Below are 22,596 nucleotides of genomic sequence, written 5' to 3' on the forward strand. Positions count from 1 at the left end.
GAGGACCTTGACGACTAGTGGTGGTGCCCCATGAGTCGCAGCTCTACACTATCGGCACGTTCTGCCAGCATCGGGTCATCGGCAATCAGCGTTTCGAACGTGGTGAGCATCAGTTTCTGCCCGATAGAGTCCACCGACTGCTCTGCCACGAGCCGGAGTTCAAGTTCCGGGCCTGCCCCGCCACCGGCCACCGGCGTGCCCGAGCGGGTGAGGCTGCCAACACCGGGGCCCGGGAGCATTTCGATTCGTGCTAGCCCCGGTACGAGACCCACAAAATCAGCCAGGTGTTCGCTGAGCTGTTCGTCTAGATAGGACGGCACCCAGTCTCGCTGTTGGGCTAGCGCCCACACGGCCGGACGTCGCACCACAAAGGTCAGGTCTTCTCCTGGGTCCACCACCACCAATTGATCGCCTTCATCCACAGCCGCCAGGCACGCCCGGGGCATCCATACCGCCACCGGTCTCGCCTGCGGATTCCACGAGGTCAGCGCCGGTACCGAGGTGAAGACCGGGAGGGCTTGTCTGCCATCTTTGGCCTGCAGGCTCACCAGCGCGACGTCGGCTGCTTTATCCCCGTAGGTGGCGTGGTCGTGCTGAGATACCTCGGTCGCTCTCGGCACCACGGCCGCAAAAACCCTCATCTTAGCTAGGGCTTTAATGGCGTCAACCTCTGTGGCTTCACGGGCCATGAGTTGTTCGGCGATGGTCGTCCACGCCTGATCGGTGGTGCCGTCATCGGTGTCGAAGGCGTGTAGCGGATTCTGGGATCCATCGATCCCAGCGCCGCTGAGGTCCCGGCCCTTCCAAGCGGTTCCTGCCGAATCTGCCGGTCGTCCCTGAGCGTCACGATGTTGATGGGCCAGGTTCCGCTGAATGGCTGCCTGGATGTGGGCGGGCAACTGCCGGGAGGTGGACCGTTGGTGGCGGTCACCGGATCCTGTCACGTTGTCTCGGCCAGCGGTGGTCACGAGGGGGAATTCTCCTGCACCTGGGCCGGGTCGGCCCCGCCTGCGACGGCCAAAGCCTGTTGGAAGGTGAACTGTCCCGAATACAGTGCCTTGCCGATAATGGCACCGTCCACCCCGGAGCCACTCATCTGGTACAGCGTGGCGAGATCATCGAGGGTGGAAATGCCACCGGAGGCGACGACCGGCTTGTGGACCCGCTCGACAATGCTAGCCAACAACTCGGTATTCGGGCCGGTCAGGGTGCCGTCTTTGGTGATGTCGGTGACCACATACCGGTCGCAACCAGCCTGTTCCAGGGTGTCTAATACCTCCCAGAGGTTCCCCCCGGACTGCACCCAGCCTCGGGTGGCTAATTCTTCGCCGCGCACATCGAGTCCCACCGCGATTTTTTCACCGTAACGGGCAATGACCTCAGCGGTCCAGCCGGGGCGTTCCAGGGCAGCGGTGCCGAGGTTGACGCGAGCTGCGCCCATCGTGATGGCTTCGTCGAGGCTGGCGTCGTCACGCAGACCGCCGGAGACTTCGACGTTAATCTGCAACTCGGTCACGATATCACGAATGATCTGCCGGTTATCCCCGGTCCCGAAGGCCGCATCGAGATCCACCAGGTGGATCCATTCGGCACCCGCCTCAGCCCAACGGCGTGCTGCCTGGAGCGGGTTACCATAATCGGTGGCTTGATCGGCCTCGCCTTTGACGAGACGAACGGCTTGGCCGTTCTTAATGTCGACGGCCGGAAACAGGGTCAACGAGGTAGAGCGTTCAGACATGGGTGGTTTTCCTTGTTGTGGGGTGTTGGGCGCGAAGGTGCTGGGTTCGGGCGATCATTCAACAGCGGGAACAGTCAGGAATCCGGCGAGAATAGCCATGATGCCCACCACCACGAAACTGACCGTGACCCAGAGGGGAAATTTCTGCCGATACGATGACCACGATCCGCCCAGCAGAATCCCTCCCAGCGCGATCAACAATGTTGACCATACCGGCATTAAAGCGTTCCAATCCAGTTGTTGAGCAACTGCATTCCTGCATCACCAGATTTCTCCGGGTGAAACTGGGTACCGGATAGTGGGCCGTTCTCAATGGCAGCGATGAAATCACTCCCGTGGTGTGCCCAGGTGACTTGCGGTGGTCGCATGTGTTGGGAGTTCTGGTCGAACTCCCAGCGTCGTACGGCATAGGAATGCACAAAATAGAATCGTTCCCGATGCAGACCAGCGAAAAGCACCGAGTTCTCGGGAGCCCGAATTTCAGACCATCCCATGTGGGGCAACACCTCGGCAGGTAGCTTCTCAACGGTGCCGGGCCACTCCCCCATACCCTCGGTAGTAATTCCATGTTCAACACCGGTTTCGAACAGAATCTGGTGGCCCACACAGATCCCCAACACAGCTCGCCCGCCAGCGATCCGGCGCCCGATCCATCGCATCGCTTCGATGGCGCGCAGGCCGTTGGCGACGGCATCGAAGGATCCCACCCCGGGGACGACAAGGCCATCAGCGTTCAGGACCTGTTCGGCGTCAGCGGTGACCTCGACCTTGGCGCCAAGCCGACGCAAGGCATGAACGGCGGAGTGGATGTTCCCCGAGCCGTAGTCCAGCACGGCGACCGTTTTCTTCTGCACAGTTGTGGCGCGACCCTGCTGGCTCATAGGGCCCCTTTAGTGGAGGGAATCGTGCCCTGCATCCGAGGGTCGGGCTCGACGGCTGTCCGGAGCGCACGGGCGAACGCTTTGAACTGCGCTTCCACAATATGGTGAGGGTCACGGCCTCGAATGAGATCCATATGCAGGCACAGGGCACCGTGGTGGGCAATGGATTCGAAAACGTGGCGAGTCATCGATCCGGTGAAGTGTCCACCAATCAGGTGATATTCCTGCCCTGCTGGCTCACCAGTGTGGACAACGTAGGGCCGTCCTGACAAATCCACTACTGCCCGGGCTAGAGACTCGTCGAGCGGAACCAGGGCATCACCAAAACGACGAATTCCGGATTTATCCCCTAAAGCAGTTTTTAACACCTCGCCCAAGGTAATCGCAACATCCTCGACCACATGGTGGACGTCAATATGTGTATCGCCACTAGCGGTCACAGTCAGATCTATCAACGAATGCTTCGAAACCGCAGTAAGCATGTGGTCATAGAAAGGCACCGACGTGGAAATCTGCGATTGACCGGTACCGTCTAGATCTGCTTCGACAGACACGTTGGACTCAGAGGTCGTGCGTGTCATGCTGGCACGACGGCCCGAAAGTAGTTCTGCACCCAAGGGATCGTGGCCTTCCTGGATTTCCCGGTTGGACTAGTGGTTAACACTGCTCACTCTACAGCGGGAGCTCGTCCGTATGGGTGACGATGTCTCTGAGAGCTTTGAGGAATGCCGAGGTTTCTTCTTCCGTCCCCGCAGTGACGCGCAGATGGTGCGCGATCCCGACATCGCGCACCAAGACTCCACGATCAAGCAAGCTCTGCCACACCGCGCGAGCATCTTCGAGCCACCCAAAGAACACAAAATTCGAGTCAGAAGTATGCGGCTTCAGGCCCATCTCGGTCAAGTCCGCCACAATACGATCACGCTGAGTTCGAATGGCTTCCACGTTTTCCAGCAAGGCTTCCCGGTGGGCCAGGGCTGCTAATGCGGTGGCCTGTGTCGTTGCCGAGAGGTGGTACGGCAGACGCACCAGACGCAAAGCATCGGTGATTTCTGGCGCCGCGGCTAAGTAGCCCAGGCGAGCCCCGGCAAGGGCAAAGGCCTTCGACATGGTCCGCGTCACGATCAGCAACGGACGGGACGGAAGCAAACTCAGTGCGGATGCGGTGCCCTCCAGCGCAAATTCCGCGTAGGCCTCGTCAACGACCACCAGGGCATTAATCTCGGACGCCACCTCATACACAGCCTTTACCACGTCAAGACCTAGCGCGGTGCCGGTGGGATTATTAGGCGAACACAACAAGACGAGGTTCGGTCGTGTTTCACGTACTTGTTGGGCAGCTGATTCAGGGCTGAGCGTGAAGTCCTCGGCTCTGACGCCAGAGACGTACGCTGTCTCAGTTCCCAACGCCAACAGAGGATACATCGAATACGTGGGCGGAAAACTTAGCACACTTCGCCCCGGCCCGCCGAAAGCTTGCAGTATTTGCTGAAGAATCTCGTTGGAGCCATTTGCAGCCCACAGATGTTCCCGGCTCAGACCGTGTCCGAGATACTGCGCCAGCTGTTCTCGAAGTTCCGTGAATTCCCGGTCCGGGTAACGATTCAGCGTTGTCGCAGCCTGAAGCGTTGCTTTCCCAATTGCATCCACTACCGCCGGCGGGACAGGGTGAGTGTTTTCGTTGGTGTTCAACGCGTAGGGAACCTCAATTTGAGGGGCTCCGTAGGGAGACTGACCGCGTAGCGCGTCTCGTAAAGGTAAGCGCTGCAGGGCTGTGGGGTCGAAGCTTTTCTGAGAATCCACCCCTCCAGCTTAGCCGGCCCTGAGCCTTACTGATAACGCGGGACAAACAGCTTATCTCCCACCGCGATATCGGAGGTTTCCAAGTCATTGAGTTCCGCAATACGGGTGACCACATCGGCACGGGGCTCTTCCGGAGCAATCTCACCGGCAATAGACCACAGCGTGTCGCCATACCCGACAGTCAGCGTCACCATACCGGCTTGATGGGACTGGTGGCTTGCCTCGGCTGAGGGGTTACCCCAACCAAACAGCACCATCGCGAAGAAACCCACAAGCAGTGTACCAACCACAGCCAGAGGGACAGCGCGGAAGACCAGACGCCCGCGACGAGTCAGCGACATGGCATTCACCGAGGTTGAAGCATGGTTAGCGATAGTCATGATCTTCCCTATCTCATCGTGCAAAATCAGTACGAATCCACGTGTTCTTGCCGAACACAATTGCTAGTACATCTTTTCTAACATGCTTGTTCGAACGATGCAATGAATCTCTCGAACACAACTATGAATCTGTTCGGTAATCCGATAGAATTTCAGCAACGGCCACCAGTTATCGGAAAAATCCGTTCGAGGCTCATGGTGCTAGTTCATCAGAGGGCACGGACATTTTTAGAACGGAGGACCTAGATGAGCGAGCAAATGGACTCTGCTGAGTCCACGACCCCAGCGGAGCACGTTCCAAAACTCAGTGGGCGCCAGCGCCAGGTACTGAACTTTTTGCGGGCATCCATCACCGAGAGGGGCTACCCGCCGTCAATGCGAGAGATTGGTACCGGGTGCCATCTACAGTCATTGTCCTCGGTGACTTATCAGCTGAAGAAGTTGACCGAGTATGGCTATATCCGACGCGATCCGCACATTCCACGCGGTATCGAAGTCCTCAGAGATGAGTACGGCTATCTGATAACTGACACCGACAATGAGCACGACATGGCTCCAGAAGTTCCGATGAATGCCGCGGAAATGATGGCCCTGCATACTCGCATGAATATGGGACCAGCCGAAGCCGTGGCGGTGCCACTAGTGGGCCGTATTGCTGCCGGTGGGCCGATTCTTGCCGACCAGCAGGTCGAAGACTACATGATGCTTCCGAAACAGCTCACGGGCGAGGGTGAATTGTTCATGCTCAAGGTGCGCGGTGACTCCATGATTGACGCTGCGATTTGTGACGGCGATTGGGTCGTGATCCGCCAACAGAATACCGCCGATAACGGCGAAATTGTCGCTGCCTTGCTCGACGACGAAGCCACTGTCAAGACTTTCCGGCAACGGGATGGTCACACCTGGCTGCTACCTCAAAACACCAACTATGAACCCATCCTCGGTGATCACGCCACCATTATGGGCAAAGTCGTCTCGGTCTTGCGCTCGGTATAGCCTGTATCAGCCGAACCACCGCTTGAGCATCGCAGGTGCGACAGGACCACTAACGGGTTCTGTCGCACCTGCGATGGTTTGCCCTTATTATCGGGGCGGCTGGCTCTAGCGGAAGACCTAAATCAGCCCGATCCACTGCCAATAGGTGGCCGAGAATAGCAGAATCAGCAGGTAGCCCACGATGGTCAACGGGATACCGGCCTTGATGAACTGTTTCGAGGTAAACGCGCCGGTACCGTAGGCCAACATGTTCTGTGGTGCCGAGATGGGCAGGATGAAGCCGAAGCTGATCACGAACTGCTGAATCAGCACAAAACCAAGACCTTCGTTCGGTAGCCCGGGGATCGAACCGGCCAGTGCAATGAAGACCGGGATCAGGGCCGAGGCCAGTGCAGTAGCCGAGGCGAACCCCAGATGAATCAAGATATTGAAGGCTGCTACGAGGGCGATCGTGGCCAACAATGGCATTTCTGCCAGTCCGATATGGGAGAAAATCGCATCCGACAGCCAGGCGGCTGCATTGGTCTGGAGCAACAGGTTCCCCAAGGAAATACCGATAGCAAAGACCACCAGGGTCCCCCAGTTGACCATTTTTTCCAGTGATTTCCAGGAGATCACGCCGACCCGCGGGATCAGCATGATCGCAATACCTAGGATGGTAATCGTCGAGGAGTCGAGGTCGTGAATGACTCCTTCAGTAGCCCATAGCGCCAACATCACCACGGCGATGATGGTCAGTCGAATCTCGCGACCGGTCATCTTGCCCATCTCGTTCAGACCGTCGGCAACGACTTTCTTCCCACCGGAGAGTTCTTTGGTTTCGGGTTTGATGACCCAGCGCATCACAAAGTACAACGCCACGGACATCAGCACGGACCACGGGGCGGCGTAGGCGAACCATTCCGGCCATGAGATCGTTGCACCGAATTCTCCTTCGATGAATCCAACAGCCACCTGGTTCTGGGCGGCTGCGGTCTTGATGCCGACGTTCCAAATCGAGACCGCATTGGCGGCGGTGATGATCAGCAAAGCACCGAGTTTGGACTGCACCGGCAGTCCAAAGGCCACCACCATGCCGATCAGAATCGGTACGACCGCACCGGCACGAGCGGTCGCGGAGGGGACGAAGAATGCCAAGATGATCGAGATGACGATCGCCCCAACGAGGATGTGGCTGACTTTTTCACCAGCAAACTTCAGGATATAGAACGCCAGGCGCTTGTGTAGCCCGGTTGCTTGCATGGCGGCAGCCAGCGCCAGGGCGGCCGCCACCAAGGCCAAGGCAGAGGTAGAAAAGCCGTGAAGCCCAAAACTTAAGCCACCACCAGTGCCGTAGAGCTCCTCCAGCTCCGCCCCGGTCTCGGGATCTAACTCTGGTGAGAAACCGATCAGTAAAGCGATCAGTCCGAGAATCATCACGGCGCTGACCGGGTAGGAGACGGCTTCGGTGACCCACATGATCACCGCGAACACCAAGATCGCCAGTGCTCGTTGCCCGGCGATGGAGAGCCCATCGGGAGTCGGCATGAACAACACTACGCCCATAGCCACGAAGGCGAGCACGAACCAGAGGGGTTTCATACTCAAGTGCGCCAGAATCGAGTCATCGTTGCGTGCTTGGAGCGCTTCGTAGAGATTGCTCCGAACGATTCTGGTTTCTTCGCGGGCTACTTCCTCGTCGCGTTGGCGCCGTTGGGATTTTTTGTCGGACTGTTCGACACCGGTATGTCCCGATTGCGGCGTACCAGATGACATGATGTGTCCCCCTTTCTACCCGGTAGTGATGTGATGAGGCCCCACCATCTGCGACTCCGGGATCGGTTCCGGCATGGCACATGGGCAGACCCTTACACACAACATCTCAGGTCTGACCGCTTTATGCCAGATTTGCCAGCCGATTCAGGGCATGTGTGACAAGTTCCTCGTCAACAGTTCGATAAAAATCAGGAAGGGATTTCAGCAGGAAGGAACCATATCGGGCGGTGACGATCCGAGGGTCGAGAATGGCTACCACACCTTTGTCCTGGGTGGAACGAATCAGCCGGCCGACGCCCTGAGCTAAACGTACGGCCGCGTGTGTAGCCGAGACCTTCATGAACCCGTTACCCCCGTGCTGGACGACCCACTGTGTCCTGGCCCGGGTCAGCGGGTCGTTAGGACGTGGGAAGGGGATGCGATCGATAGTGACCAAACGTAATGACCGCCCCGGAACGTCAATGCCCTGCCACAGCGACAGCGTGCCGAAGAGGCTCAGCTGCTCATCGGCAGCAAACTCGGTCACGAGACTGGACAGTGTGGCCTCGCCTTGGCATGAAATAGGGAACTTATCGCCGAGGCGTTGGCGCATTTCCGCAGCGGCGTCTTCGGCGGCCCGTCGGGAGGAGAACAAACACAGTGCGCCACCCTGTGAAGCCCGGAGCAATGATTCGAGACGGTCCGCGGTCCGCTCTGCCAGGCTGAACGACGGAGCGGGCAGATCTTTGGCCGCATACAGAATACCTTGGCTCGGGTAGTTGAACGGACTGCCGACATCCAACGTGGTGTAGGGGGGAGCCCCTGTCCCTGCTAGACCCAGGTCTCCGGCGACTTCGTCGAATCGTCCCCCGATGCTCAGCGTGGCTGAGGTCAGCACGCAAGTCTTCTCTTCTAGGAGGTGATGACGCAGTGTGCCAGCGACTGATAGCGGGGCCACATACAGGGTGGGTGCTACGTGTTCGTCAATCGGGTGCCACCCGGTGCCCGGGGTAAATTGTTGAGGTCTGGTGGCCCAGACCACCCACGGGACAGAATCTTCCTCAGTCGGTTGGTCGAGGATGCGCTCACAGACGTCCAAGATCTCTTGGAGTCGCGCCCGGACGAGATGCGCCTGGGATGCGGTCTCGTCAGCGGATTGTGCCGAACTGGACGCGGTGTTAGAGTCTTTCAGCTCGCTGAGCAGAGTGCGCGTGGCACTCCGGACCGATTCGATGGCCAGTTCTTGAACCTGGTTGAGGCCAGGTGTGAGCAGACCGGACTCGGCGTTGATAAAGGCATCCTCAACGCTGGAGGCCGCAGCTTTCAGGTCGGTGACGCTCAATCCTGCATCCCGCTGAGCGCTGTTCGCCACCGAGGTAATCAGCGATGCCGAGAGTTGCCCGGTCACCGCCGATGTGACCCGGTCGACAAACTCGTGGCCCTCATCGATGATGACGGCTTCTGAGGAGGGAAGCACCTGAATCCCTTCGAAGGCGGCAATGGCCAGCATAGCGTGGTTGGTGACCACAATGTCGGCTTCTTCGGCTTCGTGACGAGCAAGCTCGGAAAAACACTCTTCAACGAACGGGCACGACGAGCCGATGCATTCACGTGCGGTGACAGATACTTGACACCACGCGTCGTCGGAGACACCCGGGGTCAGTTCATCGCGATCACCGGTGTCGGTTGTCTCAGCCCATTCGCGCAGACGCATCACCTCGGTCCCGAGTCGAGAAGACGTCTCCGCCATGGCACCGGCGGCCGCGAATTGGGTCTCATCCACCAAAGGAGGCGTGCTCATTTCGCTGGCCAGCCCCCCGTGCAGACGGTTCTTGCACAGGTAGTTGGCCCGACCTTTCAACAAGGCCACTTTGGGTGTGCTCTCGGTGTGCTTAGCGAGTGCCTCGACGGCCCGAGGGCCATCTTTGGCTACAATCTGGGCCTGCAGAGCCAACGTCGCCGTGGCAATAATCACCGGCCGGTCACTGGTCTGGGCGCGTTGAAGAGCCGGGATCAGATATGCCAGTGATTTCCCGGTGCCGGTACCGGCCTGCACCAGCAGGTGGCGTTGGTTTTCCAGGGCTCGTGAGACGGCCAGAGCCATAGCTTCTTGACCGACCCGCCGCGTACCTCCCAGAGATTCAACGACATGGTGCAGCCAGTCAATGACCTGATGGTCGGCCTGCGTGACGGGCTGGGTATCGAGCCGGTTAGTCGTGGACATAGTCCCGCAAATCCTCCACATCTTCGGGGCGAACCAGCACCCGAAGCGCGGTGCCATCTTCCTGATAGGACTCGTGCAGAATTTCAGTATCGGGCGAATGTAGCCGGGAGACGACTGCGCCATCGGTGTAGGGAACGACCAGATTCAATTCGACGTTGGGACGCGGGATGCGTGCGGCGATGCGGTGTTGCAATTGATCAATCCCTTCGCCGGTGGCAGCTGAGACCACCATGGCGTCGGGATATTTGCGAGTCAACTCTGCTAAAACGAGAGGATCAGCCAGATCTGCTTTGTTGAACACGATCTGCTCGTCCACGCCGGCGACCTCGGTGTCGTTCAGAACCGTGCGGACTGCCTCAATCTGACCAAACGGGTCCGGGTGAGAAGCATCCACCACGTGTAGCATCAGGTCCGCGTCGGCGACTTCTTCCAGCGTCGATCGGAAGGCCTCCACCAGTTGGGTGGGTAATTGCCGGACAAACCCGACGGTGTCTGAGAGGGTGTAGCCGATGCCATCGGGAGTTTCGGCCTGCCGTACGGTGGGGTCTAGGGTTGCAAACAGGGCATTTTCGACCAGAACACCGGCGCGGGTGAGTCGGTTGAGCAAGGAGGATTTACCAGCATTGGTGTAGCCGGCGATGGCCACTGAGGGCACCCGGCGGGCTTGCCGGCGGGCACGCTTGGTGTCCCGGGCAGGTTTCATGGCTTTGATTTCACGCCGTAGTTTAGCCATCCGGTCGCGAATGCGGCGACGGTCCAACTCGATCTTGGTTTCACCGGGACCACGGGAGCCGATCCCTTCACCGGATGCGGCACGACCACCGGCCTGCCGGGACATCGACTCGCCCCAACCGCGAAGACGCGGGAGGAGGTATTCGAGTTGGGCAAGTTCGACCTGGGCTTTACCTTCCTTGGACTTGGCGTGTTGGGCGAAAATATCCAAAATCAGTGCGGTGCGGTCAATGACCTTAACCCCGACGACATCCTCGAGCGCCCGGCGCTGTGACGGGGCCAGCTCGGAGTCGATCACTACGGTATCGGCACCGGTTTCAGCCACGACTGTCGCCAGTTCTTGGGCCTTGCCTTTGCCGAGAAAGGTTGCTGGGTCCTGGGCGTGGCGGCGTTGGATCAGGCCATCAAGCACCGTGGAGCCAGCAGTCTCAGCTAGGGCGGCGAGTTCTCGTAGCGAATACTCCGCCTCAGCCGCGGTTCCCTCGGTCCACAGTCCGGCCAGCACCACTTGCTCGAGCCGAACTTGACGATATTCGACCTCGGTAATATCTTCCAGTTCGGTCGACAGCCCAGTCACACGCCGTAGTGCGCGACGTTCTTCGAGGTCAAATTGATCGCCATCAAAGTCCGTGTGAGTGGTCTCGCCCTGATGCAACGCTTGAGCGGTCCCGCCGTCCCAGCGCGCGTTGTCTGGCTGCGGGTCATGGCTGACTTCTGTCTGTTGATTTTCGTGCGCGAGAATGCGCTCGATCATCCGCTGGGCGGCATCCTTGCCGTGCTGAGCGGTGGTGGTGTTCCGATCGGAATCGGTCATGGTCTCCTTGGGGTTCTCGTCATCAAGCATCCCGGGGATGCGTAATTCTTCTATTCTGTCACATTTAGCCCCTACCGCTACACTGAGAGACCGTGGACTCAGCACATTATTTTTCCGCGACTCCGGCCGGTGACCAGCGTCGACACCGCATCACCGTGCCGTTGGCTGGGGCCGAGCGCGAGGTTTTTTCAGCTGCCGGCGTGTTCTCCCACGACGAATTGGACCGTGGCACGCGCGTTCTACTCGATACGGTGCCCGCTCCCCCGCCGACTGGACGTTTTCTCGATATCGGCAGCGGCTGGGGGCCACTAGCCTTGTCCATGGCGCTGTTGTCCCCCGAGGCCGAGGTTTGTGCAGTGGAGGTCAATGAGCGCGCCCGGGAGTTGACCGTGGAGAATGCCCGAGCATTGGGTCTGGAGCAGATCAGCGTCTGGGCCCCGGACGAGCTGGATCCCGAACCTGGATTTGATCTGATCTGGTCCAATCCTCCGATCCGCGTGGGTAAAGCAGTGTTGCACGAAATTTTGCAACGGTGGTTACCGCGTTTGCGTCCCGGCGGGCACGCGTGGCTGGTGGTGGCCAAGAAGCTCGGCGCGGATTCACTGTTGCCCTGGATTGCAACGATGCTTCAGAACCATGGGCCCGGAGAATTTACCGCACAGCGTCACGCCACGGTCAAGGGATTCCGGATTTTGCACATTCATCGCGCGCAGTAACCCTACAGCACCGCGTCAAAGAGCCAGGTGACCGGGGTGGCTACGTCCAGGCCGTTACTACCTTCGGGGGCTGTTGCGCAGTGCACGGAGTATTCGGTCCCGGCGGCTAGCACTCGCCAAGGCATCTCGTGGGGTAAATGGGCCCACGTTTTCACCGCGGTTGTGGCGGCTGCAGCCGCTGTGGCCCCGGTGTGCATATCTGAGGGTCGTTGCGAGAGTTTCAGTCGCAACTGGCCCTTCCCGTTGGAGACGACCGGGTCGGCCATCAGCACCAGCCCCACCACCGGATCTTCTTGGGTCGGTGGTTCAATGCCGGGCAGTGACTGGGTGGAGGCCGCCTCGAACTCTTCTTCTGATCCCAGGGCCACAATGACGAACCGTCTGTTGTGGGATTGGATGCTTAGCCCCGGTCGCGGATCCGGTAGGCCCGCGCATTTCACCAAGGCGTCAACCGCGTGGGATCTGGCTTGCTCGGGATCAGCGAAACTCCAGTCAGGGGTGCGCACCGACCACCAGCCTGGTTGGGGCGAGTCCAGCTGATATGATCCAGGCCGTGGTCCTTGGTGACAGGTCAGGGTGAGACCTCTCGGAGTGGATTGGCCACCATGAGCGGTGATCACCTCCGCTGCCACGCGCAAGGCCTCGGTGGGATCGTCGAGTTGCTGTCCATCGGCGGCATAACCGATGACCTCCCAGTGATCATCACGATCTGCAAGACCCACCACTCCGGCTGCTCCGATCCCCTTGGTGCGGTGGGTGAGCACACGGATGGTATCGGGGTCCATGGGGGCCAGCTCGGGCCCGATCGTGACTAACCAATCCAGGGATCCGCTCATGAGTTTCTGGAAACGCGTGGCCTTCAGGCCCAAAAGCTCTCCCAGTGACGCCGGGGAGGTGTTCATGATGATCAGGTCCTTTGCTGTGCGACGGCAATGAGTTTGTGGGCCTGCTGTAGCCGGTCCGGGGCGTCGGCGTTGATCCAGTGCACGCGTGGGTCGGCCGAAAACCACGTTTCTTGTCGTTTGGCGAATTGTCGGGTGGCAATCACGATTTTCTCGACAGCCTCGTCGAGAGGCAACCGTCCTTCCAACACCTCCAAAAGCTGGCGGTAGCCGATAGCTCGGGATGCTGTGGGTGAGTCGGTGATACCCTGTGCTACCAGCCGTTGGACTTCTTCCAGCCATCCTTGTTCAAGCATGGCGTGGACCCGGTCACGAATCCGTTGGTGCAACCGGACCCGGTTCAGCCTTAATCCAATCTGAACCACCGGCGGGATCCCCGCGGCATAGCGACGTTGGGGCATGTAGGAGCTAAAGGGTCTGCCGGTGAGCTCATGGACTTCCAGGGCGCGAATAATGCGCCGGTCATCGTCTAGTCGCGCGGCGGAGTCCGGGTCCACCGACCGCAGGCGTTCGGTCATCACCTGGATTCCGACCACCTCAGCTTCTTGGGTCAACCGTGCTCTGAGGTCAGGGTCTGTCGGCGGAAATTCCAAGTCGTCCAGCGCTGCTCGCACATACAGCCCGGATCCACCGACCAAGATGGGCATGGCGGAGCCGTCGGGCTGTTCCGCCCGGATCGTCTCGATGGCTCGTCGCGCCCCGATCTGGAATTCGGCCACGGAGGCTTCTGCATGAAGCGGGAGGATATCGATCAGGTGATGCACAATGCCACGACGTGATGCCTCTGGAACCTTAGCCGTCCCGATATCCATGCCGGGGTAAAACTGCATCGAATCGGCATTGATAATCTCCGCCCCTGGCCCGGGACCCTCAGAGTATTCGACAGCAAGGTCTAAGGCCAGGTCCGATTTTCCAGTGGCCGTCGGACCGACAATCGCAACAACCGGTTCTGGCATAGCTACAGTGACCTTTAGCCACCCACGCGAATGGTTGGCATCCCCAGGTTTACTCCGGAACCTGTGGAGGAGCCACCGGCATTAACGCCACAGCTATCGGCCTGCGCCAGATCCCACGCATCCCCGGCACGAGACCGCCGTAACTGGTAGTCCTCAGGCTGGGGGTCAGCAATCAGGAAGTAGGGGTGAGTTTCAGTGATTGGCACAGTCACAAAGTCACCGGGACGTGGCGGGGTTGCCCCAGCCGGAACCGAGAAGTGAATCAGACGATTATCTGGAGCCCGCCCGCTGAGACGACCGGTCGTGGCGCCTTTGGAACCGGTGTCATTGGTGACCAAGACTTCTTGTGTGGTGCCTAGCAATGTGGCGGATTCTTCGCCAGAAATTTGATCTTGCAATGCCACGAGACGTTCGAACCGTTCTTGGACCACATCGGCAGGAATTTGATCTGGCATCTCACCGGCAGGCGTTCCGGGCCGGATGGAGTACTGAAAAGTAAAGGCCGAGGAAAACCGTGAGGATCTCACAACATCTAAGGTGTCCTGGAAATCTTGTTCGGTCTCACCGGGGAAGCCAACAATGATGTCAGTGGTGATCGCCGCGTGAGGAATTCGCGTGCGTACCTTGTCCAAAATGCCCAGAAACTTCTTCGTGCGGTAGGACCGTCGCATCGATTTCAGGATCCGGTCGGAACCGGATTGCAGTGGCATGTGCAACTGTGGCATCACGTTCGGGGTTTCCGCCATGGCATCAATGACATCATCGGTGAACGATGCCGGATGCGGGCTCGTAAAGCGCACTCGTTCCAGCCCATCAATTTCTCCGCAGGCGCGCAAGAGTTTTGCGAATGCTCCCCGATCCCGGAACTCTACACCGTAGGTGTTGACGTTCTGGCCCAGCAGGGTCACCTCAACGGCACCGGCATCGACAAGGGCCTGAACTTCAGCCAGAATATCCCCGGGTCGGCGGTCTTTTTCTTTGCCTCGAAGCTGGGGAACAATGCAGAAGGTGCAGGTGTTGTTGCATCCCACCGAAATGGAAACCCAACCTGAATAGGTGGAGTCGCGTTTGGTGGGCAAGGTGGAGGGGAAGACTTCCAAGGACTCCAACAGCTCGACCTCGGCTTCTTGGTTATGACGCGACCGCTCCAGTAGTGTCGGCAACGAGCCGATGTTATGGGTACCGAACACCACATCGACCCAGGGAGCTTTCTCCACAATCGTGTTCTGATCCTTTTGGGCAAGACAACCACCGACGGCAATCTGCATGCCGGGGTGCGCTTCTTTGACGGCGCGGAGGTTCCCAAGGTTTCCGTAGAGTTTATTATCGGCGTTTTCCCGCACCGCGCACGTGTTGAATACCACCAGGTCAGCTTGTTCGTCCCTGCTGGCGGGAACGTAGCCGTGGTCTTCCAGAAGCCCGGAGATACGTTCAGAATCGTGAACGTTCATTTGGCATCCGAAAGTCCGCACTTCGTACGAGCGCGTGGTCGAATCAGCCTGATCGGCGATGAGCTGGGAAGTCAGAGTCACAGTAATACTCGCTCATGAGGCTAGGAGTCAGTTTCTTTCTCCTCTAGCACCCGTTTAACAATGCTAAAGGCCATGGAGGGTGCATAGCCTTTGCGACCGAGCATCCCCACCATGCGTCGAACTAGTTTATCGCGTTCGCGACGGTCCTCAGCAATTGTTGTCCCGGGGACAGACCTGCGCGCCAGTTTACGCTCTACGAGCTCAACGCCACGTTGGTATTGCTGGTCATCGTCGATGAGTTCCAGTGCCTGTTCAGCTGTTTCCCCGACAATGCCTTTGTCGTGTAGCTCACGTGCCAGGGCTGTTTTGGCCAATCCCTTTGAACGTTGCCGTGATTCGACCCAGGACCGGGCGAAGGCAGCATCGTCGATGAGTTGAACTTCTTCGAACCGGTCCAAAACCTTTTCGGCAACGTCAGCGGGGATCTCCTGGGACGCGAGCTTATCTGCCAGTTGTTTCCTGGTTTTCGGAGTCGCCGACAGGGTGCGCAAGAGGATCTGACGGGCTCGTTGTGCCTGGTCCTCGCCAACGGGCGCCCAGGGAGCTACACCGTCGGTAGCCGAGTATTGTGACGGATCGTCGTGCATTCCGCGCCGAGGTTCATCGCTCGACTCGAGTTGTTCGATCTGCTCCCTTAAGCGCGCGAGGACCTCGGGACGGTCGTGAGGTTGACTCATCAGGCTCCAGTATCTTCGACCACGCTCAGACCGGAGTCTTCAATCTCCTCGTCCTCGGCAATGATGCCCATGGCCTTCTTGATCCGTTCTTCGAGTTCATTGGCCAAATCTGGGTTGTCCTTGAGGAATCGGCGCGCATTTTCCTTGCCTTGGCCCAGCTGGTCACCCTCGTAGGTAAACCATGCTCCGGATTTACGAATGATGTTTTCTTGGACGCCCAGGTCCAGAATGTCTCCTTCGCGGGAGATACCTTGGCCGTAGAGAATGTCGAATTCCGCTTGTTTAAACGGCGGAGCCATCTTATTCTTCACGATTTTCGCCCGAGTACGGTTGCCGACCGGATTACCAGCTTCTTTCAACGTCTCGATGCGACGTACATCCACGCGCACGGAAGCGTAGAATTTCAGTGCCTTACCGCCGGTGGTGGTTTCCGGACTGCCAAAGAACACCCCAACTTTTTCGCGTAGCTGGTTGATGAAGATTGCTGTGGTTTTTGACTGAGCGAGGCGACCGGTGATCTTGCGCAGGGCCTGCGACATCAAGCGAGCCTGCAGGCCCACATGAGAGTCTCCCATTTCGCCTTCGATTTCTGCTCGAGGCACCAATGCCGCCACCGAGTCGACAACGACGATATCGAGTGCGCCGGATCCGACGAGCATGTCCATGATTTCCAGCGCTTGTTCACCGGTGTCGGGCTGAGACACCAGCAACGAATCAGTGTCAACGCCGAGTTTGGCAGCGTACTCAGGATCGAGTGCGTGCTCCGCGTCGATGAATGCAGCCACGCCACCGTTACGTTGCGCATTGGCCACAGCGTGTAATGCCACAGTGGTTTTACCGGAAGACTCTGGACCGTAGACCTCGACAACACGACCCCGCGGGAAACCACCAATACCAAGAGCAACGTCGAGAGCGACAGAACCGGTTTTTACGACTTCAATAGGAGCCCGGGCTTCGTCGCCCAGGCGCATAATGGAGCCCTTTCCGTAATTTTTGTCGATCTGTGCCAGGGCCGCTTCGAGCGCCTTGTCTCGATCTGTTCCTTTATTGCCTTTGCTGGAGGTTGCTGCCATGGTTGTACTCCTTGTCACGAGGGAAGGTAGACCGCAACGTTGAACCGCTTAGCACGGTCCCGATGCACCCAAAAGTCTAGGGATCCGTCACGGACGCGATAAGCCTCAAGGACAGCGTGTGGAAAACTATCGCACCGACGAATACTCCCTTGTTCTAGCTCCACTGTACGGGAATTAGAACACTATTTCGAACATTGGCAGGCGTGTTGTACAAAGTGGGCTGTTTGTCCGCGATTTTATAGAACGTCTGAACCACTCGCGGTGCCAGTGACTCGTCACTAGATGACGTCGGGATTGTCTTTCGTCGGGATGTCTCGGCCCAGTCGACGAGATTCAGGGATCTGATGTAAGTCGCAGAGGTCGTGCCAAACGCGTTTTGGCTCCACACCTCGATCCAGGGCCTGCTGGGCAGTGACATGAAGACTAGGGAGTATGAGGGAATCTACGATGACGCGTGCGGTGGTGTCACCGAATTCTTCGGTGGCTAAACGCCAGAACTCTGAGACTCTCACCAGCTGTGACTCTCCTTGACAACATCGCAGCCACCGACTCGTGGAGAGAATCGGCGGCTGCTCCTTTAATTTACGGTGTATCCAGGCAACCCTGGAGTGTGTATTAGTGGGTTCCAGCCATGTAACCGCGAGGTCCCGTAGCCGACTGGTTCGGCTGCGCGACTCCCCGCTGGAAGCGGTGGGTCATTTCTTCTGGAACGGTATCGGGTACGTGTCCCACTTCGGCCACGGCGATACGATCGGCAACTTCCCGCAACATACCGGAGAACGGGACGTCGAGGGCTTCACAGATTGCGGCGAGCAATTCACTGGAGGCCTCCTTTTGTCCGCGTTCCACTTCGGACAAATAGCCAAGTGAGACTCGTGCATCGTGGGAGACTTCGCGGAGAGTGCGTCCTTGCCGCTGACGAATATCGCGGAGCACCTCTCCGATTTCCTCACGAAGAACCGGTACTGCGTACTCGGTAGCGTCTTGTTCTTCTCGGCCTGGATCGCCTGCGTTAACCCAACGGGTAATTCCGTTGACTACGACTGGTTCTTTCATCATCTGTGGCGTTTCTCCTCTGCCGCTTAGGAATTCTGCTAGTTCTGAGGACAACAAGGACTAGCGACCTGTGTTCTATTATGAACAACTCATGATGCGTGGATTTTGTTCCCGATCGCTCGGAACGATTTCTCCCGCATCCTCTGGCGCCGTGATGTAGTCTACGGGAGCAACCTGAAGTAAAGCTGGGAAGAGTTGAGTCTAGATCACTCAACTGTTCGCCCGCTCACCGCTTAGTCAACGACTGCGCAGAGCTCTTTGATGGCGGCCTCGACGGTTTGGTGCCGGATCTGTGCTCGATCTCCTTGCAGATGCAGTTCAACGTGTTGGGAAACGTGATCGGCAATGCACAGGCCGATGTATACGGTGCCGACGTCTTTGCCCTGGTGCGGCTCCGGGCCAGCTACTCCGGTCGTGGATATACCAATGTCGCTGTCGCAGACTCTCTGGGCGCCCCGAGCCATCTGTTCTGCGGTAACCGGGTCCACGGCTCCCCGGGTACTGAGTAGGTGGGCGTCAACCCCGAGCACGCGCTGTTTAATCTTATTCTGGTAGCAGACCACTCCCCCGTTGAGTATCGCTGAGGCGCCGGGAATGTCAGCGATACGGGCAGCAAGCAAACCGGCAGTCAGAGACTCTGCAGTAGCCACCGTTAGGCCACGGTCAGTCAGGGTGTGAACCAGCGCGTGCAGGGGTGTTTGGTGCATTAGGAGCTCGCCTGATCTTTTTCGGGGGTCGTACCACGTAGCTGAATGGCTTTGATCACGTAGTCGATGCCGGTGATCACGGTGATGGCCATGGCGATCAGGACGAGACCCCAGCCAAGGTAGAGCCACCACAGTCCGACCAGATCAACCAGCGGGGCCAACAGGACGATGAGGCCCGCGGTTTGGAACACGGTCTTGATTTTGCCACCGCGTGAGGCGGGCATGACTTGGACTCGGACTAGGGCCAGACGCATCAGCGTGATGCCCCACTCCCGCACCAGGATAACGATGGTAACCCACCACCACAGCTCCCCGAGCGCGGACAAGACGATAAAAGCCACTCCGGTCAGAAGCTTGTCTGCGATCGGGTCGGCGATCTTGCCGAAGTCGGTGACGATCCCGCGGGCTCGAGCGATATCGCCGTCGAGTTTATCGGTGTACATCGCCACGGCAAAGACCACCAAGGCCAACCAGCGGTACACTCCCGATTCGACACCATACGCTCCGCCGGCGATCAGGAACCACATCAACAGTGGCACCAGCACGATGCGAACCATGGTGAGGATATTCGGCAGGTTCCAGACCTGCTTGGTGTTTAACGCCCCGTCAGTTGCCATGCGTCCTCATTCGTTGTGTCAGCCTCACCCAGATCGTCGTAGTCCGCATAGTCGGTATGCACGGGCGAATCATAGGCGGTGCTGGTTGTCCTCGAGTCAGTATCGAGGGCTGAGTCCGTCTCGGCGTGTTCCGTGGTCTCAGTCTGGGCCGAAGGCGGGGTCTCGCCCTTGATGGTGGCGATCACATCGGCCAGATCATCGGGTTTGACCAGCACATCACGGGCCTTGGATCCTTCCGAGGGCCCGACCACCCCGCGGGACTCCATCAAGTCCATCAGCCGCCCGGCCCGAGCGAAGCCCACCCGGAGCTTACGTTGCAACATGGAGGTGGATCCGAACTGGGAGGTGACGACCAGCTCGACGGCTTGCAGCAGGTCTTCCAGATCGTCTCCAATATCCTCGTCGATCTGTTTCTGCGGCTTGTCCGGGATGACATCGTCTCGGTATTGGGCGGTCATTTGCGACTTGACGTGGTCCACCACGGCGTGAATTTCGGATTCGTTGACCCAGGCGCCCTGGACACGCATCGGTTTGGACTTGCCCATCGGCAAGAACAACGCGTCACCTTGGCCGAGCAGTTTCTCTGCGCCGGGCTGGTCGAGCACCACTCGGGAGTCGGTGACCGAGGAGGTCGCAAACGCCAACCGGGAGGGGATATTGGCTTTGATCAGACCGGTGACCACGTCCACCGAGGGCCGCTGGGTGGCCAGCACCAGGTGAATACCGGCAGCACGAGCCAACTGGGTGATGCGCACAATCGCGTCTTCGACATCGCGCGGGGCGACCATCATCAAATCAGCAAGCTCGTCAACGATCACCAACAGGTAAGGGTAGGGCTTGAGCTTGCGCTTCGAATCCGGTGGCAGGGTCACTTTTCCGGCGCGCACAGCGTTATTGAAGTCGTCGATGTGCTTGTACCCGAAGGCGGCTAGGTCGTCGTAGCGGGTGTCCATTTCTTGCACGACCCACTGCAGAGCTTCGGCGGCTTTCTTCGGGGAGGTAATAATCGGTGTCACCAGGTGGGGTACGCCCTCGTAGGCGGTCAGCTCCACACGCTTGGGGTCGACCATGATCATCCGGACCTCGTCCGGGGTCGAATGCATCAGGATTGAGGTGATCATCGAGTTAACGAAGGAGGACTTACCGGCGCCGGTGGCACCGGCAACAAGCATATGGGGCATCTTGGCCAGGTTGGCCATCACGAACCCACCTTCAACGTCCTTGCCCACGCCCATGACCATCGGGTGATCGGATTTGCGCGCTGCATTAGAGCGCAACACATCCCCCAGGGCGACAACTTCTTTGTCCCGGTTAGGAATTTCCACACCGATCGCCGATTTGCCCGGGATCGGGCTGAGCATGCGTACCTCGGGCGAGGCCACCGCGTAGGCGATATTTTTCTCCAGACCGGTGACTTTCTCGACCTTGGTCCCCGGTGCCACTTCAATCTCGTAGCGGGTCACCGTCGGGCCACGAGAGAAGCCGGTGACCTCGGCGTCGACTTTGAACTGTTCGAAGGTCGAGTTCAGTGCTGCCACGATGTGGTCGTTGGCTTCGGTGCGATCTTTGGCCGGAGGTCCGGGTGGTAGCAACTCGAGCGAGGGCAACGTGTAGGTGACATCGCCGTCCAGGTGGAGTTGTTCTGACCGGGCTGGAAGTGGTGGCAGTTGCGGTGCTTGAGAGACCTTCGTTGAGGGCACCGAGTGTTGGGGCGGCTGGTCGCTGTCATCCGCGACGAGTCCTGCTGCTCGACGGGCTTGCTGCAACTTCTGTTCATCGGCGGTGGGGCGTTTCACCCCGGCCGGAATCGTCGTGTCGATCGGCTGGGTGGCGTCCTGGTCCACGGCCTGATCGGGTGAGGGGTCATCGTCCAGTGCGTCAGTGTCGCCGGTTTCGTCAGGCTCGGTAGATGCCTCGTCGAAGAGATCACCGAAGTCGATCACTTCGGTGGCTTGGTCTTTCGTGCGCTTTGCGGACTTCTTCGACTCGCGGCCGGCCCCATCCGATCCGAGAGATTCCGTCGTATCGGGATGATTCGGGTGATCGTCGAGCACCGCAGTGGCGTAGGCCTGCTGACCGGCGGACTGACGATCGAGGTGGTCCGCGTCGTTATCGGTGAGCTCCCCGTCGTCAGCCCGGTTGTTGGTAGACCGTCGCAAGAAGCGCAACAGCCCACCTGAGGCCCGGCGTGGCTTCTTCGGCTCGCCGGGCTGCCCGACAGCGTCGTGTTGGTACAGGTAAGACTGATCGTGTCCAGATTCGCGACGATAGTCCTGTGGTTCCTCGCTGTGTTCAGACGGGTCCTGTCCGGTCAGCCACTGATACATGCCCACGATGCGGGCGGGAATCTTCCCGACTGGGGTGGCGGTCAACACCAGCAGGCCAAAGACCAACAGCACGATCATCAGCACCCACACGGGGACCGGGGTGATCAGTGAGACCAGTGGGTCGGTAACAATAAAGCCCAGTACTCCTCCGGAACTGAGCATTTCCTGAAGCGAGCCGGCAACCGGCGGGTTGGAAAACGCCAACTGTGCGATACCGGCACCGCAGATCATCATGATCACCAGTCCGATCGAGATCCGTCCGTTGGCCCGGTCAGCTTCCGGGTACCGGAAGAGTCGCACGGCGAGGATGACCAGGGCCACTGGGAGAAACAAAGCCATCCATCCGAAGGTTCCGGCGGCCACGCCATGGACGATGTGACCGTACCCGGGCAAATCGCGTAAGCCCCACCATTCCACCGAGGCAATGATCGTGGCCACGAGTACTAAGAAGAAGCCGGTGCCGTCGCGACGATCTTGGGGCGGGATGTGGCGGTCGGGCCCGATTTTGCGCACACCGGCGCCGATTGGGGTGGCAAACATCATCCAGAACCCGCGTAGCACCCGGACAACCCACGGACTGGTCGGGTCGGTGGTTTCGTACGCTAAATGCACGGTCTCATCGGCACCTGCGTTCTTCTTCGACGAAGAGCTGGAGGTCTTCGACGACCGTGCTGGGGAAGTTTCAGTCGCCATAAGGCCTTATTCTACCGCGCTCTAGCGACTGAGACAGG

21 protein-coding genes are annotated in these 22,596 nt (G+C 58.9%); 2 read left to right on the plus strand and 19 right to left on the minus strand.

Features of this window, described 5'->3' with window-relative positions:
* Positions 1 to 14: 14 nt before the first annotated feature.
* The 6 genes from DCC27_RS05095 to DCC27_RS05120 form a co-directional block, all read right to left on the minus strand.
* Positions 15 to 968: an SseB family protein gene (locus tag DCC27_RS05095; RefSeq protein WP_246840145.1), complete on the minus strand. Its 954-nt coding sequence runs from the start codon at positions 966 to 968 to the stop codon at positions 15 to 17.
* Positions 965 to 1,738, minus strand: a complete 774-nt coding sequence (priA, locus tag DCC27_RS05100) for a bifunctional 1-(5-phosphoribosyl)-5-((5-phosphoribosylamino)methylideneamino)imidazole-4-carboxamide isomerase/phosphoribosylanthranilate isomerase PriA (RefSeq protein ID WP_110099562.1) — start codon at positions 1,736 to 1,738, stop codon at positions 965 to 967. Before priA ends, DCC27_RS05095 begins: the two co-directional genes overlap by 4 nt.
* Before the next feature lie 218 nt (positions 1,739 to 1,956).
* A complete protein-coding gene (gene hisH, locus DCC27_RS05105; RefSeq protein ID WP_110099563.1) occupies positions 1,957 to 2,619 on the minus strand; it encodes an imidazole glycerol phosphate synthase subunit HisH in 663 nt (220 codons plus the stop codon).
* The gene (gene hisB, locus DCC27_RS05110; protein WP_110110883.1) at positions 2,616 to 3,236 is read right to left on the minus strand and encodes an imidazoleglycerol-phosphate dehydratase HisB; all 621 of its coding nucleotides are present in this window, start codon (positions 3,234 to 3,236) and stop codon (positions 2,616 to 2,618) included. Before hisB ends, hisH begins: the two co-directional genes overlap by 4 nt.
* A gap of 55 nt (positions 3,237 to 3,291) precedes the next feature.
* A complete protein-coding gene (locus DCC27_RS05115) occupies positions 3,292 to 4,422 on the minus strand; it encodes a histidinol-phosphate transaminase (protein WP_233488082.1) in 1,131 nt (376 codons plus the stop codon).
* Positions 4,423 to 4,448: 26 nt separating this feature from the next.
* Entirely contained in the window at positions 4,449 to 4,802 is a 354-nt protein-coding gene (locus DCC27_RS05120) for a LysM peptidoglycan-binding domain-containing protein (protein WP_110099565.1), read from the minus strand.
* 246 nt (positions 4,803 to 5,048) lie between these two features.
* Between DCC27_RS05120 and lexA the strand changes: the two genes are divergently transcribed.
* Positions 5,049 to 5,798, plus strand: coding sequence for a transcriptional repressor LexA (lexA, locus tag DCC27_RS05125; RefSeq protein WP_233242791.1), 750 nt, complete (start codon positions 5,049 to 5,051; stop codon positions 5,796 to 5,798).
* 117 nt (positions 5,799 to 5,915) lie between these two features.
* On the opposite strand, the gene DCC27_RS05130 is transcribed toward lexA, so the two are convergent.
* The 3 genes from DCC27_RS05130 to hflX all read right to left on the minus strand — a co-directional run bounded on the left by DCC27_RS05130 (position 5,916) and on the right by hflX (position 11,302).
* The gene (locus DCC27_RS05130; RefSeq protein ID WP_110110882.1) at positions 5,916 to 7,553 is read right to left on the minus strand and encodes a DASS family sodium-coupled anion symporter; all 1,638 of its coding nucleotides are present in this window, start codon (positions 7,551 to 7,553) and stop codon (positions 5,916 to 5,918) included.
* Between the two features lie 121 nt (positions 7,554 to 7,674).
* Positions 7,675 to 9,756, minus strand: coding sequence for an ATP-dependent DNA helicase (locus tag DCC27_RS05135; protein ID WP_110101720.1), 2,082 nt, complete (start codon positions 9,754 to 9,756; stop codon positions 7,675 to 7,677).
* Entirely contained in the window at positions 9,743 to 11,302 is a 1,560-nt protein-coding gene (gene hflX / locus DCC27_RS05140) for a GTPase HflX (protein ID WP_110101731.1), read from the minus strand. Before hflX ends, DCC27_RS05135 begins: the two co-directional genes overlap by 14 nt.
* Before the next feature lie 92 nt (positions 11,303 to 11,394).
* On the opposite strand from hflX, the gene DCC27_RS05145 reads away from it, so the two are divergent.
* Complete coding sequence (locus tag DCC27_RS05145; protein WP_110099569.1) at positions 11,395 to 12,018, plus strand: class I SAM-dependent methyltransferase; 624 nt, start codon at positions 11,395 to 11,397, stop codon at positions 12,016 to 12,018.
* 2 nt (positions 12,019 to 12,020) lie between these two features.
* Here DCC27_RS05145 and DCC27_RS05150 read toward each other — a convergent pair whose 3' ends face one another.
* From DCC27_RS05150 to DCC27_RS05195, 10 genes are all read right to left on the minus strand, one after another.
* Positions 12,021 to 12,920, minus strand: a complete 900-nt coding sequence (locus DCC27_RS05150; protein WP_110099570.1) for a hypothetical protein — start codon at positions 12,918 to 12,920, stop codon at positions 12,021 to 12,023.
* Between the two features lie 5 nt (positions 12,921 to 12,925).
* Entirely contained in the window at positions 12,926 to 13,876 is a 951-nt protein-coding gene (miaA, locus tag DCC27_RS05155) for a tRNA (adenosine(37)-N6)-dimethylallyltransferase MiaA (RefSeq protein WP_110101719.1), read from the minus strand.
* A gap of 14 nt (positions 13,877 to 13,890) precedes the next feature.
* On the minus strand, positions 13,891 to 15,408 hold the full coding sequence (gene miaB / locus DCC27_RS05160) for a tRNA (N6-isopentenyl adenosine(37)-C2)-methylthiotransferase MiaB (protein ID WP_110110881.1): 1,518 nt from the start codon (positions 15,406 to 15,408) through the stop codon (positions 13,891 to 13,893).
* Positions 15,409 to 15,428: 20 nt separating this feature from the next.
* The gene (locus DCC27_RS05165; protein ID WP_246840146.1) at positions 15,429 to 16,085 is read right to left on the minus strand and encodes a regulatory protein RecX; all 657 of its coding nucleotides are present in this window, start codon (positions 16,083 to 16,085) and stop codon (positions 15,429 to 15,431) included.
* Positions 16,085 to 17,158, minus strand: coding sequence for a recombinase RecA (gene recA / locus DCC27_RS05170; protein WP_110101718.1), 1,074 nt, complete (start codon positions 17,156 to 17,158; stop codon positions 16,085 to 16,087). Before recA ends, DCC27_RS05165 begins: the two co-directional genes overlap by 1 nt.
* Positions 17,159 to 17,436: 278 nt before the next feature.
* Complete coding sequence (locus DCC27_RS05175) at positions 17,437 to 17,670, minus strand: DUF3046 domain-containing protein (protein ID WP_110099574.1); 234 nt, start codon at positions 17,668 to 17,670, stop codon at positions 17,437 to 17,439.
* 103 nt (positions 17,671 to 17,773) lie between these two features.
* Positions 17,774 to 18,217, minus strand: a complete 444-nt coding sequence (locus tag DCC27_RS05180; RefSeq protein WP_110101717.1) for a helix-turn-helix domain-containing protein — start codon at positions 18,215 to 18,217, stop codon at positions 17,774 to 17,776.
* 230 nt (positions 18,218 to 18,447) lie between these two features.
* On the minus strand, positions 18,448 to 18,921 hold the full coding sequence (locus DCC27_RS05185; protein WP_110101716.1) for a CinA family protein: 474 nt from the start codon (positions 18,919 to 18,921) through the stop codon (positions 18,448 to 18,450).
* Positions 18,921 to 19,538: a CDP-diacylglycerol--glycerol-3-phosphate 3-phosphatidyltransferase gene (pgsA, locus tag DCC27_RS05190; RefSeq protein ID WP_110101729.1), complete on the minus strand. Its 618-nt coding sequence runs from the start codon at positions 19,536 to 19,538 to the stop codon at positions 18,921 to 18,923. Before pgsA ends, DCC27_RS05185 begins: the two co-directional genes overlap by 1 nt.
* A complete protein-coding gene (locus DCC27_RS05195; RefSeq protein WP_110110880.1) occupies positions 19,517 to 22,558 on the minus strand; it encodes a DNA translocase FtsK in 3,042 nt (1,013 codons plus the stop codon). The genes pgsA and DCC27_RS05195 overlap by 22 nt, the downstream gene beginning before the upstream one ends.
* Between the last annotated feature and the right edge of the window lie 38 nt (positions 22,559 to 22,596).

This window comes from Auritidibacter sp. NML130574, from assembly GCF_003185725.2.
Taxonomy (GTDB): domain Bacteria; phylum Actinomycetota; class Actinomycetes; order Actinomycetales; family Micrococcaceae; genus Auritidibacter; species Auritidibacter ignavus.

What these genes read in the sequence shown, in the direction of transcription:
- priA (WP_110099562.1), bottom strand. Translation starts at nt 1,738, where the DNA reads ATGTCTGAACGCTCTACCTCGTTGACCCTGTTTCCGGCCGTCGACATT.
- hisH (WP_110099563.1), bottom strand. Translation starts at nt 2,619, where the DNA reads ATGAGCCAGCAGGGTCGCGCCACAACTGTGCAGAAGAAAACGGTCGCC.
- DCC27_RS05120 (WP_110099565.1), bottom strand. Translation starts at nt 4,802, where the DNA reads ATGACTATCGCTAACCATGCTTCAACCTCGGTGAATGCCATGTCGCTG.
- lexA (WP_233242791.1), top strand. Translation starts at nt 5,049, where the DNA reads ATGAGCGAGCAAATGGACTCTGCTGAGTCCACGACCCCAGCGGAGCAC.
- DCC27_RS05130 (WP_110110882.1), bottom strand. Translation starts at nt 7,553, where the DNA reads ATGTCATCTGGTACGCCGCAATCGGGACATACCGGTGTCGAACAGTCC.
- DCC27_RS05135 (WP_110101720.1), bottom strand. Translation starts at nt 9,756, where the DNA reads ATGTCCACGACTAACCGGCTCGATACCCAGCCCGTCACGCAGGCCGAC.
- hflX (WP_110101731.1), bottom strand. Translation starts at nt 11,302, where the DNA reads ATGACCGATTCCGATCGGAACACCACCACCGCTCAGCACGGCAAGGAT.
- DCC27_RS05150 (WP_110099570.1), bottom strand. Translation starts at nt 12,920, where the DNA reads ATGAACACCTCCCCGGCGTCACTGGGAGAGCTTTTGGGCCTGAAGGCC.
- miaA (WP_110101719.1), bottom strand. Translation starts at nt 13,876, where the DNA reads ATGCCAGAACCGGTTGTTGCGATTGTCGGTCCGACGGCCACTGGAAAA.
- DCC27_RS05165 (WP_246840146.1), bottom strand. Translation starts at nt 16,085, where the DNA reads ATGAGTCAACCTCACGACCGTCCCGAGGTCCTCGCGCGCTTAAGGGAG.
- recA (WP_110101718.1), bottom strand. Translation starts at nt 17,158, where the DNA reads ATGGCAGCAACCTCCAGCAAAGGCAATAAAGGAACAGATCGAGACAAG.
- DCC27_RS05180 (WP_110101717.1), bottom strand. Translation starts at nt 18,217, where the DNA reads ATGATGAAAGAACCAGTCGTAGTCAACGGAATTACCCGTTGGGTTAAC.
- DCC27_RS05185 (WP_110101716.1), bottom strand. Translation starts at nt 18,921, where the DNA reads ATGCACCAAACACCCCTGCACGCGCTGGTTCACACCCTGACTGACCGT.
- pgsA (WP_110101729.1), bottom strand. Translation starts at nt 19,538, where the DNA reads ATGGCAACTGACGGGGCGTTAAACACCAAGCAGGTCTGGAACCTGCCG.
- DCC27_RS05195 (WP_110110880.1), bottom strand. Translation starts at nt 22,558, where the DNA reads ATGGCGACTGAAACTTCCCCAGCACGGTCGTCGAAGACCTCCAGCTCT.